Source organism: Ruegeria sp. CJ6 (assembly GCF_056536665.1).
On record NZ_JBQFQB010000005.1, the window covers coordinates 151,673 to 165,774 of the forward strand.

Consider the following 14,102-nt stretch of genomic DNA (forward strand, 5'->3'; position numbering starts at 1 on the left):
CGCGGCATGAAAATGTCGGAATCCTTAGCCACCAGTGTTGTGTACATCAGTATATGTTGCGCAGCGCCGACGCCCGTGCGTCGGTTTTGCACGGAATTCAATCAGGGACCCTGCCCAATGAGCTACAAATCCGACATTGAGATTGCCCGCGAGGCGAACAAAAAGCCGATTCAGGAAATCGGCGCGAAGCTGGGTATCTCCAGCGATGATCTGCTGCCTTACGGCCATGACAAGGCCAAAGTCAGCCAGGACTTCATCAACTCGGTACAGGACCGCGAAGACGGCAAGCTGATCCTGGTGACCGCGATCAACCCAACCCCCGCAGGTGAAGGCAAGACCACCACCACAGTAGGTCTGGGCGACGGCTTGAACCGCATCGGAAAGAACGCGATGATCTGTATCCGCGAAGCTTCGCTTGGCCCGAACTTCGGCATGAAGGGCGGCGCCGCGGGTGGCGGTTACGCGCAGGTTGTTCCGATGGAAGAGATGAACCTGCACTTCACAGGTGACTTCCACGCCATCACCTCGGCCCACTCGCTGCTGTCGGCGATGATCGATAACCACATCTATTGGGGCAACGAGCAAGAAATCGACACACGCCGCGTTGCATGGCGCCGCGTCGTCGACATGAATGACCGTGCTCTGCGTCAGATCACGGCGTCTCTGGGCGGCGTGTCGAATGGTTTCCCGCGTGAGGCAGGTTTTGACATCACTGTGGCGTCCGAAGTCATGGCAATCCTCTGCTTGGCAAACGACTTGAAAGATCTGGAAAAGCGTCTGGGCGATATCATCGTTGCTTACCGCCGCGACAAGACCCCGGTTTACTGCCGCGACATCAAGGCAGAAGGCGCTATGACCGTTCTGCTGAAAGACGCTATGCAGCCGAACCTGGTGCAGACGCTGGAAAACAACCCGGCCTTCGTCCACGGCGGCCCGTTCGCGAACATCGCGCACGGCTGTAACTCAGTCATCGCAACCAAAACCGCTCTGAAAGTGGCCGACTATGTTGTCACCGAAGCGGGCTTTGGTGCTGACCTCGGTGCCGAGAAGTTCATGAACATTAAGTGCCGCAAGGCGGGTATTGCTCCGTCGGCAGTGGTGCTGGTGGCCACCGTGCGCGCGATGAAAATGAATGGCGGAGTGGCCAAGGCTGACTTGGGTGCGGAAAACGTTGACGCTGTGAAGTCAGGTTGTGCCAACCTGGGTCGCCACATCGAAAACGTCAAATCCTTCGGTGTTCCGGTTGTCGTCGCGATCAACCACTTCGTCACCGACACCGATGACGAAGTTCAGGCGGTCAAGGACTACTGCGGCGAGCATGGTGTTGAGGCAATCCTGTCGCGTCACTGGGAGCTGGGTTCGGATGGCTCTGCGCCTCTGGCCGAAAAAGTTGTCGAAATCGTCGAAAATGGTGCCGCGAACTTCTCACCGATCTACCCAGACGACATGTCGCTGTTCGAGAAGATCGAAACCATCGCCAAGCGTATCTATCGCGCCGACGAAGTTCTGGCCGACAACAAGATCCGCAACCAGCTGCGCGAATGGGAAGAAGCAGGCTATGGCAATCTGCCGGTCTGCATGGCGAAAACCCAGTATTCGTTCTCGACCGACCCAACCCTGCGCGGCGCGCCTACCGGACACTCGGTTCCGGTGCGTGAGGTTCGCCTTTCCGCTGGTGCCGGTTTCATCGTCGTTGTCTGCGGTGAGATCATGACCATGCCCGGTCTGCCGCGCAAACCGGCCGCCGAAACCATCTGCCTTAACGACGCAGGTGAGATCGAGGGCTTGTTCTAAGCGCTCAAATAAGACATCTCGTGGTCCGGGGATATCCCCGGGCCGCAGGAGACCAAAATGCCCACTCTGATACCTCCGCAAGACTGTCATTCGATGCAGGAATTGCGGCCTCAGATCGACAAGCTGGACCGCCAATTGATTGGATTGCTGGTAACGCGCGCAACCTATATCGACCGCGCGTCGCAGCTGAAACCCGGCGAGGGCCTGCCAGCCCGCATCCCGGAACGTGTCGAAGATGTGGTGCAGCGCGTCCGCAAGAGCTCGGATGAGTTGGGTATGGACCCCGATCTTGCCGAAAAGCTCTGGCGTATACTGATTGATTGGTCGATTGCCCGCGAAGAACGCGTGCTCGGCCCAGACTGAAGAAACGGGCGCCTAGTGCGCCCGATCCGTTTTGTGAAAGAAGGGATCAAAGAATGGTAGCGCAGGTTATCGACGGAAAGGCCTTTGCCGCCAAAGTGCGCGCGCAGGTGGCTGACCAGGTTGCAAAGCTGAAAGAAGAGAACGGCATCACCCCGGGTCTGGCGGTGGTTCTGGTGGGCGAAGACCCGGCCAGCCAGGTCTATGTCCGTTCTAAGGGCAAGATGACCGTCGAGGTCGGCATGAACTCGTACGAGCACAAGCTGGATGCAGAGACCTCCGAAGAGGACCTGCTTGCGCTGATTGACAAACTGAACAATGACCCTGCGGTGCACGGCATTCTGGTGCAACTGCCGCTGCCCAAGCATCTGAACGAAGATCTGGTGATCAACTCGATCGATCCGGCAAAGGATGTGGACGGGTTCCACATCTCGAATGTGGGCCTGCTGGGAACAGGTCAGAAGTCAATGGTGCCGTGCACTCCGCTGGGCTGTCTGATGATGTTGCGCGATCACCACGGCTCTTTGTCCGGCATGGATGCTGTAGTGATCGGTCGGTCGAACATCGTGGGTAAGCCGATGGCGCAGTTGCTTCTGGGCGACAGCTGCACCGTGACCATCGCGCATAGCCGCACCAAAGATCTTCCCGATGTTGTACGCCGTGCTGATATTGTGGTCGCCGCAGTTGGTCGCCCCGAGATGGTTCCGGGTGACTGGATCAAGGAAGGCGCAACTGTGATCGATGTCGGCATCAACCGGATCGAACGCGACGGCAAGAACAAGCTGGTTGGCGACGTTGACTACGCCACTGCGGCAGAACGCGCTGGTGCGATTACCCCTGTTCCCGGTGGAGTTGGCCCTATGACGATCGCCTGCCTCCTTGCGAACACGCTCACCGCGGCTTGCCGCGCAAACGGCTTGCCTGAACCCGAAGGTCTGACTGCTTAATAGCAGCCTCGCTGTTCAATCCGGGCGCAACCTCCATGATTGAATTGGCCGGAGAGCGAAAAGCTCTCCGGCCTTTTTCATTAGATTAGGATATTTATATAACTACATCTTGACTTGACCTAGCGTCGGTCGGTGATAATCCTTCTATTCCAGCCGTTTAAGGGGTTATAATCCTGTCTGTTCGTGTTTCATGGTTTTACCTTTGGCGAGGTGCGTTACCTGGTATGATGAAGCTGAGTCCGATCTTCTCGTTAATAAGCCTTCAACGGGTAGTTGCCGGCCTCGTTTTTATTCCTTTATTGGCGTATTCCTTTGCCCCCTTTCGGGATATGACACTGCCATTCAGTCAGCGGATGGTGTTCTGGACAGGTGTTATGCTGCTCGCGCTTGCAGCGACTTGGTCGGCTGGAAAGCTGGTACGCGAACGGCTAAATCGATCCGGATTGCTGGTCCGTGATTTTGCCTTCGTCCTGTTGATCCTGACATTGTTTGCACCATCACTGTGGTTTCTGACCTGGATTCTGTTCACGCTAAATGGATTGATGGCACCGGGCATATTGAAAGTCGCCCCTTATGGTCTTCTCTTCGCCACCGGACTTTTGCTGGTGCGTCAGCGGGAAGAAACCGCAGCACCGGTATTCGAACCCAGACCACGTCTTTTCAATCGTTTGCCCGCCACTTTCGAGGGGCAGGTTTATCGGTTAACCGTGCGCGATCACTATGTCGACGTGGTCACGTCCGATGGTACGTTTACAATCCGCTCGCGCTTTACCGACGCGATTGCCGAGATGGAGCCGGTACAAGGCCATTGTACGCACCGTTCACACTGGGTCGTGGATTCGGCGATTGTTGGGGTCGAAAAAGAAAAGGGAAAATCCTTTTTGCACCTAAGCAACGGCGATCAGGTTCCTGTCAGCAGGAAATACAAGCAACAGCTCGTGGACGACGGGTTGCTCTAGAACCTATCTGGGCATCGGGATGAGTTGAGGCTGCGCACCGGTCAGAATTGCCCGCGCATCCGGCGCCATGATGCCGCTCAGAGCCTCTGCTGAACTGCGCAACCCCCCTGTGTAAGCGCCATAAGCTGGAAGGATCAGACGTGATTGATCCAACAAAAAAGCCGGGCGGGTGATCGAGCGCCCTCGGGCATTCAGGTTAACTTTAGGGTGGTAGTGGCCCGAGATTTCACCTGTACTGTTTTGCTGGGCGATATGGCGAAAAATCAGATCGTGGCAAGCCCACTCGGACAAATGTGTGCCGCCCATTTCTACCGGGCCGGGGTCATGGTTCCCTTCGATCCAGATCCAACGTCGACCAGCCTGCATTGCGGTGATCTGTTGCCTATCCTCAGCAGCCAACGCGCCCGAGGCATCGAGATCGTCAAAACTGTCCCCCAAACAGATGACCGTCGTGGCACCGGTACGGGCAAGATCACTTGCCAATCGGGTCAATGTTTCGCGGCTGTCATACGGCGGCAAGGTCGGGCCGCCCCTGCGGGCGATCCGTTCGGATTTTCCTAAATGCAGATCGGAAACACAGAGCAAGCCCTGTTCCGGCCACCATAGTGCGCCCGACCCAAGCGCAGTCAGGTCTTGGCCAGCAAATGAAAACGCGATCTTGTTCATGATCCGTTCTTCATACGATTTTGCGGATTGCGCAAGTGGTTTATGCCGGTTGCAATCCGGCCGCCTGCAGTAAACGGGCACTTTCTTCCGCAAGCAGGCGTTCCTCGGCTTCACCCTTGACGGGGACTTTGCCAACTTCGAGGAACAGAGGCGCCGCCAGGGGTGAGACGCGGTCTAGCCGCAGCAGGTCAATCCGGTCGCCGATCCGGGCGACCATGGCTTCGATCCGTCCGAAATCGACCAACCCGCGCATGGCCTCTTCGCGGGTGATTTGCATCAGCAGATGTTCAGGATCGTATTTCAGCAAGGTGTCATAGAGGATATCTGACGAAAATGTCGCCTGCCGACCACTCTTGCGCTGCCCACCAGTGTTGCGTTCGATCAAGCCCGCGATTGTGGCCGAAGCACGAAATGTGCGTTTCATCACGGCGTTACCCGCCAGCCAAGTCTCCAATCCTTCTCGTAGCGCGTCCAACTGAAATAGTGGGCGCGGATCGGTCACCGCATCCAGTCCCCAGATTAAGGTGGCATAGTCAGTGGCTACAAATCCCAGCGGCGCAAGGCCGGTTTCCTCCATGCGTTTGGTCAACAGCAAGCCCAGCGTCTGTTGCGCATTGCGGCCGGCAAATCCGTAGACGCATAGATGCTCGCGCCCCCTGTCAGGGAAGCTCTCAATCAACAGGCGGTCACTTTGCGGCAGGCGTGATATCTCGCGCTGAAGACCCAGCCATTCGGCAGTATGTCCGGGCAGTTGAGGCCAATCCGGCTGTGCGAACATCCGTAGGATTCGGTCGCTCAGCTGGGTGGACGTGGCGAACTTAGTACCCGAAAAGGTCGCGATCTTGGGCTTGCGGTCAGCGCGGCGGCTGACCTCGACCACCATCTCTCGCAGACCCTCATAGCGGACGATCTGACCACCGATCAGAAAGGTATCACCAGGGGTTAGCGAGGCCGCGAATCCCTCCTCTACCTCACCCAGAGGCTTGCCCCCGCGATTGCGCTTAAGCCGAACCTTCAGCGTGTCGGTGTCCTGAATCGTGCCAAGGTTCATGCGGATACGCTGTGCCGCCCTCGGGTCGCGCAATTGCCAGGCTCCATCCGGGCGCTGCTGAAGCCTCTGCCACCGATCATAGGCTCGCAGGGCATATCCACCGGTGGCGCAGAATTCCAAACAGGCATCGAATTCAGCACGGGTGATCTGCGCATAAGGCCCGGCAGCCGTCATTTCGGCGTAGAGTGCATCTGCATCAAACGGTCCCGCTGCGGCGGCGATCAGAATATGCTGGCACAAAACGTCCCTGGGTCCTGGCCCGCGGGGGTCGCCATCCAGATCATGTTCTTGCACAGCTTCCAGTGCAGCAACACATTCGACCACTTCGAACCGGTTGGCTGGGACGAGAATAGCTTTGGAAGGGGCATTGTAGCGGTGATTTGCGCGCCCGATCCGCTGCACTAGCCGCTTGACGTTCTTCGGCGCGCCGATCTGGATCACCAGATCCACATCGCCCCAGTCGATCCCCAGATCGAGGCTGCCGGTGCAGACAATTGCCCTCAGATCACCCCTGACCATCGCAGCCTCGACCCGTTCGCGTTGTTGCCGATCCAGGCTGCCGTGGTGAATGCCGATGGGCAGAGCGTCGTCGTTGGCGAGCCAGAGGTTGTGAAAGAAAATCTCGGCCTGCGCCCGAGTATTGTGAAAGATAAGTGTCGTCTTGTGCTTTTTGATCTGCTCCATCACAGCGGGGATGGAATAGGCTGCGCCACCGCCCGACCATGGCGGCATCTCTTGTGTTTGCAGCATCGAGATATCGGGGTCAGGGCCGGGATCAGCCTGAATAACTCGGCAAGGATCGGGATTGCGGGCTAGAAATCGTGCGATGCCTTCGGGGTCTTCAACAGTGGCGGACAAGCCAACGCGGCGCAGATCGGGGCAGAGTGTCTGCAATCGTGCCAGCGCCAGCATCAATTGATCCCCCCGTTTGCTTTCTGCCAGTGCATGTATTTCGTCGACAACAATGCGCTGGACCCCAGCAAACATGCGCGGAGCATCTTCGTATGAAGTAAGTAACGCCAGACTCTCGGGCGTGGTCAGCAGGATATGTGGAGGATCGGCGCGCTGGCGTTTCTTCTGCGTGGCCGATGTGTCGCCGGTGCGATCTTCGATCCGAATTGGTAGGCCGATTTCCTCGACGGGAACGCGCAGATTGCGCCTGATATCCGCTGCCAGCGCCTTGAGAGGAGACACATAAAGCGTGTGCAATCCGTCATGCTGCCCCAGCGCCAACTCGGCCAGGGAAGGCAGAAACCCGGCCATGGTTTTCCCGCCACCAGTTGGAGCGATAAGAAGGGTCGCGGGATCATTCGCCCGCTCAAACATTTCTTGCTGATGTGGATGAATCGACCAGCCTTTGTTCGAAAACCAGTTTTGGATTGCCGGGGGAATCTGCACCATCCGGCAAACCTAGCGCAGCCCTCAGGCCATGGAAACCAGGACAAGGGGATCAGTGAATGATCTTTTCTTCCTTCACGAACATGTTGGCCCAGGCTCGGTCGATCAGGTCCGGACTCATCTGATAAGGGATACCCTCAAACTCGCAGATTGAGATCATCTGGTCGATCAGGAAGATCGGCTGATAGTTTGCGTAGATGTTGTTGATGGTCGGGTATTTGACCTTCAGCAAATGCACCAACGCCGCCTCGTCTAGTGGCATACCGCGCTTGCGGGCGACCATGGCAAAGATCTTCAGGAAGTTCTCTTGGTTCGGGCCGTCGATTTTGATCTTGAAGAAAATCCGGCGCAGGGCCGCTTGGTCGAAAATCTCATTCGGGTGGAAGTTGGTCGAAAATATAACCAGCGTGTCGAATGGTACTTCGAACTTCTCACCCGATTGCAGGCCAAGGATATCCTTGCTTTCTTCAAGCGGAACAATCCAGCGGTTGATCAGGGCCTGAGGGGGCTCTGCCTGACGTCCAAGGTCGTCCACGATGAAGATGCCGCCGGTGGATTTCAGCTGCAAAGGCGCCTGATAGGTACGCGCGGTGGGGTTGTAGACCAAATCCAGCATGCTCAGTGACAGTTCACCACCAGTCACAACGGTGGGACGTTCGCATTGAACATAGCGAGTGTCGAACCGCTTGCGACGGCGCAGACTGTTGGGATCGTCCTCTTCTTGCTCGATCGCGGTGTGCACGATCGGATCGTAGACCGTAATCACCTGACCGGCATATTCGATTGCGCGCGGAACATAGACGTTGTCCCCCAAAGCATCACGAATGCCGTTCGAGATCGAGGATTTACCATTGCCCGGAGGGCCATACATCAGAATTGAGCGACCGGCGCTGACCGCCGGGCCCAGATGATCCAGCAGGCTGTCGGGCAGAACAAGATGGCCCATCGCGCCAGTTAGCTGGTCGCGAGTGACTTGAATGTTGCGGATCGACTGGCGCTTGACCTGCTCGCGGTAAACATCGAGCGGCACGGGCATCGCACCGAAATATTCAGACTGGCTCAACGCGTCCAACGCCCGCGCTTTGCCCGCATCGGTCAGCTGATAGCCCATTTCATTGCCGGAGTTGGCGTTCAGAGTCCCGGTCGCTTCAAGCAGTTTCTGCTCGCGTGCGATATCAACTAGTTCCTGTGTCACGGACCCGGGCAGACAGATGGCACCCGCAATTTCGCTGACCGTATCCACGTTCTTGCGAAAGACGGTCTTCAACAGAATGTCCCGCATCATCACCAGCGGAAGTTGCATTTCTCCCAGGCCTTTAGGGGCAGGGGGGGCAATCACAGAGGAGGTCTGCATATTCATGAGCGGGGCTCGTCCATCCAAAAATCACGCAAAAGGCCCTTGCGGGGCCGCTTTGGAAGAATTTGGCGCGGATTTGTGGCAGGACAAAGGCGCGGGCAAGGCGCGCTGATGATTGTTCACGATCCGTGGATTATGCCCAAAATCAAATAAACAACGAGGCTGCCAGCCAGCGTCAGACCCATAGGGAACTGTTTGCCGCGATCCCAGCTTTCCCAATGTGGTGCGATCTGGCGCAGCCGGGTGTATTTCGCCAACCGGTGTGCAAAGAACGCTCCCAGCAGAGTTGCCGTCAGAATCACCATGACCCACATCAGGTCACCGACCCAGACAAACGCTGCGGCTGCGGCACAGAACTTCGCGTCTCCGGCCCCCATCACACCAGCTGCATTTAGCACGATGCCGATAACAAGAAGGACAACCATGTGAAGCAGCTGCCATCCGTAGACAGGCAGGGTCAGGGTTAACGGCCCGATGTTGCCGGGGATCCACGGACCGGACCACGGTGGCAATGCGATAAGCCCGACGATGAGATAAACAACCGCCAGCGCGACGACAGCGTGGTTCTTGATCCGCATCTCACGCATATCCGTAAAGGCAACGTAGAAACAGATCGGCAGAACAAAAGGTAGAAACCAGGCCGCCGCTGCCGCTGGTATGATCATGGATCAGGCGTCCTCAAGGGCCCGAAGCGAGCGGACCGCCTCGTCATAATGCTGCGGGTGGGTGGAAATCGCCTCGCGATAGAGGTTCTTGGCCAGGTTGATATTCCCCTGTTTCACGGCTGAAATGGCCATGGTGTTCAACAGTTTCGCCCGTTCGGTCTGCGTCATTGGGACAACAGGGACGCTGTAGTTGCCTTGCGCGCTGCGCGCCAGAACAAGGTTGTTCTTGGCGGTGAACATAGAATTGTCCTGCCTAATGGCGTCGGTAAACAGCCGCTCGGCTTCCGCATATTGCCCGCGCGTTAGTTTGGAATAGCCCCAGTTGTTCATGACTCCGGCAGGGCGGGTCGTCAGGCCCACCGCGGTTTCGTAGTAATGGTCGGCGCGATTCCAGTCTTTTTTGGCATCTGCCACCAGCGCTTCAAGCCGATACCGTTTAAAGGTTTCATATGTAGGGGGGATCTTGTCCAATGTCGCCTTTGCGCCATCCCAGTTGCCGCTGCGAATCTGAGCATCAGCGTATTCGACACGGTCGGCGTTGTTGGCCCCTTTCATGCTCAGCACACGTTTCCACGCGGCAGAAGCTTCAGTGCTGCGCTTGGCACGGGTCAGCGTGATTGCTAGTCCTCGTTGCAGGTCGATGCGGTCGGGGTTCTTGGCGGCCGCACTTTGGAAATAGGTCACCGCCTCATTGGGATCGGCCGCATTTAGCATCACGTCATTCAGGTTGGTCTCGTCGATAACGTTCACTTCCTGAAAAGTACGTTCAACCTTTTCCTCTTCGGTTTCCTTTGCGCAGGCGGCCAAAACCAGCCCGCACGCCAGCATCGTCGGAATCAAGAAGGGTTGGCGCATTTTTGTGCGTCCTTTACTGCTCTGCCTCTATTACTGGATTTTACGCAGAACAAATTGCCCGTTGCCGCGCTGCTCCAGTTCAAATTCTTGTTCTTGTGGGGTATTATTAACAGGATTTTCCATTTTTGCGAGTGCTAACCGCAGATTGTCGCGGATTGCGTCACTTTCGCCATTGTCCAGCGCATAGGCCCTGCGGAACATCTGCGCGGCTTCGGCATATTCGCCCGTTTCTACCAAAAAGACACCCAGGTTGTTCCATGCCACAGGCCACTCGGGATCGTCCTCGACAGCACGACGCAATAGCGGTTCTGCTTGGCCAATCCGGCGCAATCCCAAATTAGCTGTCCCAAGCGAAGTCAGGATTTGCGGGGTCATACCCTGTTGCAACGCGGCACGGGTGAAGGATTCAAGTGCAAGCTCATATTCGCCCGCCGCCATCAATCGGTTTCCGACGGTCACCTCATCTACCGCAGGCCCATCTGGGTCGACGCCAGGGGCAAACGGATCGTCTGTCGCGCCTGTTTCAGTGCAAGAGGCCACCATGGTGAAAACCATGGCGGCCTGAATTGTCATACGAAGGTGCCAACAACCTGATTTGGCAACCCAGCGAAGAAGCGGGAAGGCGTTATCGGTTTCCAAACTCCATAATACCTTTTGCCGAAGGTCCAACAAGGATGACCAGCAGAGGAGGGACGGTCAACATCATTGTCGCAAGGGTCATTTTGGTTGGCAACTTATTCGCTGCCTCTTCGGCGCGCATCACGCGTTTGTCACGCATTTCATCGGCATAAACCCGCAACGCTTCGGCAATGGATGTCCCGAATGTCGCTGATTGGATCATCACGGTGACGAACGCACTAACGTCCTGAACGCCGCATCGCGTCGCGAAGTCGCGCAAAACGGTGTCCTTTTCTTTACCGGCTTTCATTTCGTAGGCGACAACCTCGAACTCAAGCGCGATGTCTGGGTAAGATGCTTTCATCTCAGACGCGACCCGTACAATGGCCTGATCCAAGGACTGCCCGGCCTCGACGCATACCAACATCAGATCGAGCGTATCAGGGAAACCATTTACGATCGCTTCCTTGCGTTCCTCTACGCGCCGCGTGATCCAGTATTTGGGCACGAAGTAACCCGCAATACCAGGTCCCAGAACGCGAATGAGGATTTGTGTCGAGTCAAATTCCTGATCGCCCGCAAACACGGTAACCAGCGAGACGCCGATCAGGATCCCGATTATGCCCAATGCGAACTGAGCGAAGTGATAGAAACGAACCGCGTCCTTGGACTGATAGCCGGCTTGCCTCAACTTGAGTTGAACGGCGGTATACTCTTCTTCGTTCTTTGGTTCGAGAAAGTTGGCGAACTTCTCAAGCTGTTCGTTCCGGCTGGCTGTTCTGAGACGCTCTTTCTTTTCTTTCTTGTTGTTTTTTGGCGGTGAATTTGACCGCTGCAACTTCTTTAGTGGGTCTTCCGGCTGGTTCAGCATCAGCGGGATTGTGACCAGGATCATGAACAATCCCAAAACGCCCACGACAATCAGCGGACCGAATTCACCCAAGTTCTGCTTCAACAGCTCATTGATCTGGTTCAAAAATTCCATCTTTGGGCCTCTTAAACCTTAATGTCGGTCAAGATACGCATGACGATCAGGTTCAGGGTCAGCGTGATACCGACAAAGAAACATGCCGGAATGAAAAGCGGATCGTCGATTACGGCGTCGTAGTAGTTCGGGTCCTTAACCATGATGAACAGAAGACAGGCGACCGGGAAACCCGACAGGAATTTGCCCGACCATTTGGCTTCGGCGGTGATAGCGTTCACCCGGCGGAACAGTCGGAAACGTGCGCGGATCACCTTGGCCAATCCGGCCAAAATATCGGCAAGGTTACCCCCCGATTGTTGCTGGATCGAAACGGCGACGGCCAAAAACCGTAAATCCTGCATATCCAGCCGCTCTGCCATATCCTTGAGTGCTTCACCGACATCCCGGCCATAAGCGGATTCATCCGAGATAACACCGAACTCTGTCGCAAGGGGGTCCTCGACCTCGTTAGCAACGATTTGGATCGAGGAAACAAATGGGTTTCCGACGCGAAGTGACCGAACCATCAGTTCCACCGCGTCGGGCAATTGTTCTTCAATCAAGGCCATACGTTTATTGGCTTTGTTATTGACCCAAGCGTACACCGCTCCGACCCCGATCGCGACCGATAGAGCCGCCCGAAGCGTCGGTTCGGTCGCTGTTCCTACGCTCAAACCTACAAAAGCCAGCCCTGAAACCAGTGCCATGATCACAATCAACTGCCGAGGAGAGAAGGCGATCGCCGCCTTCTGCGCCTTGTCTGCCAATAGCGAGTAGAGCGGTATGCTCTGCGATTTCATGTGCTGCTGCATTTCCTTGCGCAGCTGCTCCAGTACTTGCTCGCGCCCGACGCCCTTATCGATCATGTCCAGCCTGCGATTGACGCGGCTGTTCAGGCTTATCGATTTTCCGAATGCGACGAGATATATACCTTCGACCAGGGCAAAGACCCCGACGAAAATCACGATGTAGATGAGCGCCTCGACAGGCAGTTGCATATCTTGGTTCTCCTACATCGTGGTTGGATCGTAGATCGAGGCGGGCAGATCGAAGCCCCACAGACGGAAACGCTCGGAATAGTGGCTGCGCACACCTGTGGCGGTGAAATGACCGATGATCTTGTTGTCGGGGGTCAGGCCAACCCGTTGAAATTTAAATATTTCCTGCATCGAGATGACGTCACCTTCCATGCCGGTAATTTCGGTGATTGATGTCATCCGGCGCGAACCATCCTGCAGACGGCTGGCCTGAACGATCAGATTCACAGCCGACGAGATCTGGCTGCGGACCGCCTTGATAGGCATTTCGATCCCCGCCATGGCGATCATGTTTTCAAGACGCGAGATACCGTCACGGGCCGAGTTGGCGTGGATCGTGGTCATTGATCCGTCGTGGCCGGTATTCATGGCCTGCAGCATATCGATTACTTCGGCGCCACGGGTCTCGCCCACGATGATGCGGTCGGGGCGCATCCGCAGGGCGTTTTTCAAACAATCGCGCGGACTGACCTCGCCTTTGCCTTCAACGTTGGGCGGACGGCTTTCCATCCGACCCACATGGGTCTGCTGCAGCTGAAGTTCCGCCGTATCCTCAATGGTCAGAATGCGCTCGGCGTCGTCGATAAAGCTCGACAGCGCGTTCAGCGTTGTCGTTTTACCGGAACCGGTACCGCCCGAAACAATGATATTTAGACGGGTCGACACAGCGGCTTGCAGATAGGCTGCCATTTCTTCGGTGAACGCACCGAAATTGACCAGATCGTCGATGCCAAGCTTGTCTTTCTTAAACTTACGAATGGAAACAAGCGAACCATCCACCGCGATCGGTGGCACCATCGCATTGAAACGTGAGCCATCAGCCAAGCGGGCGTCAACATACGGGTTGGATTCATCGACACGGCGACCAACGGCAGAAACGATCTTGTCGATGATCCGCATCAGGTGCTTTTCGTCTTTGAACGTGATGTCGCTGATCTCAAGCTTACCGGCCCGTTCGACAAAAATCTGCTGGGGGCCGTTGACCAGAATATCGTTGACCGAGTCGTCTTGTAGCAGCGCTTCCAGCGGCCCGAGGCCAGTGACCTCGTCATAAAGCTCTTTGTTTAGCTGGCTGCGGTCTTCACGGTTCAGAACGATGTTGCGGGCTTCCAGAACTTCGCTGGCAATCGCGCTGATTTCTGTCCGCAGCTCGGATTCTTCAGCTTTTTCAAGGGCTGCAAGGTTCAGGTTTTCAAGAAGCTCGCGGTGCAGCTCAAGCTTGATTTCGCCCAGCCGTTCCTTGCGCTTGCGTTCCTTGTCGTTTCCAACAACTTCTGCTGCCTTTTTCTTGACCGGCTTGCGCGCAATTGCGTTGGCAGCTGGTGCCGCAGCTGCTGCTGCAGGGGCCTCGACTTTCGACGCCTGGGTTTCAACCGGCTGCGCCGAAGGCTGTTTTTTGTATCTTGAAAACACGGCAGCTCCCCTTTG

General features: G+C 56.3%; 13 protein-coding genes. 4 read left to right on the plus strand and 9 right to left on the minus strand.

Translation table 11 applies throughout. The features are described 5' to 3' along the window. Positions 1–117 precede the first annotated feature (117 nt). From ACR0BT_RS15505 to ACR0BT_RS15520, 4 genes are all read left to right on the plus strand, one after another. The gene (locus tag ACR0BT_RS15505) at positions 118–1,794 is read left to right on the plus strand and encodes a formate--tetrahydrofolate ligase (RefSeq protein ID WP_170397376.1); all 1,677 of its coding nucleotides are present in this window, start codon (positions 118–120) and stop codon (positions 1,792–1,794) included. 57 nt (positions 1,795–1,851) lie between these two features. After that, the gene (locus ACR0BT_RS15510; protein ID WP_170404363.1) at positions 1,852–2,157 is read left to right on the plus strand and encodes a chorismate mutase; all 306 of its coding nucleotides are present in this window, start codon (positions 1,852–1,854) and stop codon (positions 2,155–2,157) included. Between the two features lie 53 nt (positions 2,158–2,210). After that, on the plus strand, positions 2,211–3,101 hold the full coding sequence (gene folD, locus ACR0BT_RS15515) for a bifunctional methylenetetrahydrofolate dehydrogenase/methenyltetrahydrofolate cyclohydrolase FolD (protein WP_170511402.1): 891 nt from the start codon (positions 2,211–2,213) through the stop codon (positions 3,099–3,101). Between the two features lie 329 nt (positions 3,102–3,430). Then, positions 3,431–4,060 carry a LytTR family DNA-binding domain-containing protein gene (locus ACR0BT_RS15520; protein ID WP_255612017.1) on the plus strand — a complete coding sequence of 210 codons (630 nt, stop codon included), beginning with the start codon at positions 3,431–3,433 and terminating at the stop codon, positions 4,058–4,060. A 3-nt stretch (positions 4,061–4,063) separates the two neighbouring features. Here ACR0BT_RS15520 and pdeM read toward each other — a convergent pair whose 3' ends face one another. The 9 genes from pdeM to ACR0BT_RS15565 all read right to left on the minus strand — a co-directional run bounded on the left by pdeM (position 4,064) and on the right by ACR0BT_RS15565 (position 14,087). Beyond that, positions 4,064–4,726, minus strand: a complete 663-nt coding sequence (gene pdeM / locus ACR0BT_RS15525; protein ID WP_480763550.1) for a ligase-associated DNA damage response endonuclease PdeM — start codon at positions 4,724–4,726, stop codon at positions 4,064–4,066. A 40-nt stretch (positions 4,727–4,766) separates the two neighbouring features. After that, positions 4,767–7,178, minus strand: a complete 2,412-nt coding sequence (locus ACR0BT_RS15530) for a ligase-associated DNA damage response DEXH box helicase (RefSeq protein WP_170626469.1) — start codon at positions 7,176–7,178, stop codon at positions 4,767–4,769. Positions 7,179–7,227: 49 nt separating this feature from the next. After that, on the minus strand, positions 7,228–8,535 hold the full coding sequence (locus ACR0BT_RS15535) for an ATPase (RefSeq protein ID WP_170397365.1): 1,308 nt from the start codon (positions 8,533–8,535) through the stop codon (positions 7,228–7,230). Positions 8,536–8,651: 116 nt separating this feature from the next. Next, a complete protein-coding gene (locus ACR0BT_RS15540; RefSeq protein WP_170397363.1) occupies positions 8,652–9,197 on the minus strand; it encodes a prepilin peptidase in 546 nt (181 codons plus the stop codon). Positions 9,198–9,200: 3 nt separating this feature from the next. Next, positions 9,201–10,052, minus strand: coding sequence for a tetratricopeptide repeat protein (locus tag ACR0BT_RS15545; RefSeq protein ID WP_170397362.1), 852 nt, complete (start codon positions 10,050–10,052; stop codon positions 9,201–9,203). Between the two features lie 30 nt (positions 10,053–10,082). Then, positions 10,083–10,625: a tetratricopeptide repeat protein gene (locus ACR0BT_RS15550; protein ID WP_370644360.1), complete on the minus strand. Its 543-nt coding sequence runs from the start codon at positions 10,623–10,625 to the stop codon at positions 10,083–10,085. A gap of 52 nt (positions 10,626–10,677) precedes the next feature. Next, the gene (locus ACR0BT_RS15555; RefSeq protein ID WP_170397360.1) at positions 10,678–11,655 is read right to left on the minus strand and encodes a type II secretion system F family protein; all 978 of its coding nucleotides are present in this window, start codon (positions 11,653–11,655) and stop codon (positions 10,678–10,680) included. Between the two features lie 11 nt (positions 11,656–11,666). Beyond that, positions 11,667–12,635 (minus strand): type II secretion system F family protein, encoded by a 969-nt coding sequence (locus tag ACR0BT_RS15560; protein WP_170397358.1) that lies wholly within the window; start codon positions 12,633–12,635, stop codon positions 11,667–11,669. 12 nt (positions 12,636–12,647) lie between these two features. Beyond that, a complete protein-coding gene (locus tag ACR0BT_RS15565) occupies positions 12,648–14,087 on the minus strand; it encodes a TadA family conjugal transfer-associated ATPase (protein WP_170397349.1) in 1,440 nt (479 codons plus the stop codon). Positions 14,088–14,102: the final 15 nt, after the last annotated feature.

Coding starts and splice junctions, on each gene's coding strand:
- ACR0BT_RS15505 (WP_170397376.1), top strand. CDS start 118: ATGAGCTACAAATCCGACATTGAGATTGCCCGCGAGGCGAACAAAAAG.
- ACR0BT_RS15550 (WP_370644360.1), bottom strand. CDS start 10,625: ATGACAATTCAGGCCGCCATGGTTTTCACCATGGTGGCCTCTTGCACT.
- ACR0BT_RS15540 (WP_170397363.1), bottom strand. CDS start 9,197: ATGATCATACCAGCGGCAGCGGCGGCCTGGTTTCTACCTTTTGTTCTG.
- ACR0BT_RS15520 (WP_255612017.1), top strand. CDS start 3,431: ATGACACTGCCATTCAGTCAGCGGATGGTGTTCTGGACAGGTGTTATG.
- ACR0BT_RS15560 (WP_170397358.1), bottom strand. CDS start 12,635: ATGCAACTGCCTGTCGAGGCGCTCATCTACATCGTGATTTTCGTCGGG.
- ACR0BT_RS15545 (WP_170397362.1), bottom strand. CDS start 10,052: ATGCGCCAACCCTTCTTGATTCCGACGATGCTGGCGTGCGGGCTGGTT.
- pdeM (WP_480763550.1), bottom strand. CDS start 4,726: ATGAACAAGATCGCGTTTTCATTTGCTGGCCAAGACCTGACTGCGCTT.
- ACR0BT_RS15555 (WP_170397360.1), bottom strand. CDS start 11,655: ATGGAATTTTTGAACCAGATCAATGAGCTGTTGAAGCAGAACTTGGGT.
- folD (WP_170511402.1), top strand. CDS start 2,211: ATGGTAGCGCAGGTTATCGACGGAAAGGCCTTTGCCGCCAAAGTGCGC.
- ACR0BT_RS15510 (WP_170404363.1), top strand. CDS start 1,852: ATGCCCACTCTGATACCTCCGCAAGACTGTCATTCGATGCAGGAATTG.
- ACR0BT_RS15535 (WP_170397365.1), bottom strand. CDS start 8,535: ATGAATATGCAGACCTCCTCTGTGATTGCCCCCCCTGCCCCTAAAGGC.
- ACR0BT_RS15530 (WP_170626469.1), bottom strand. CDS start 7,178: ATGGTGCAGATTCCCCCGGCAATCCAAAACTGGTTTTCGAACAAAGGC.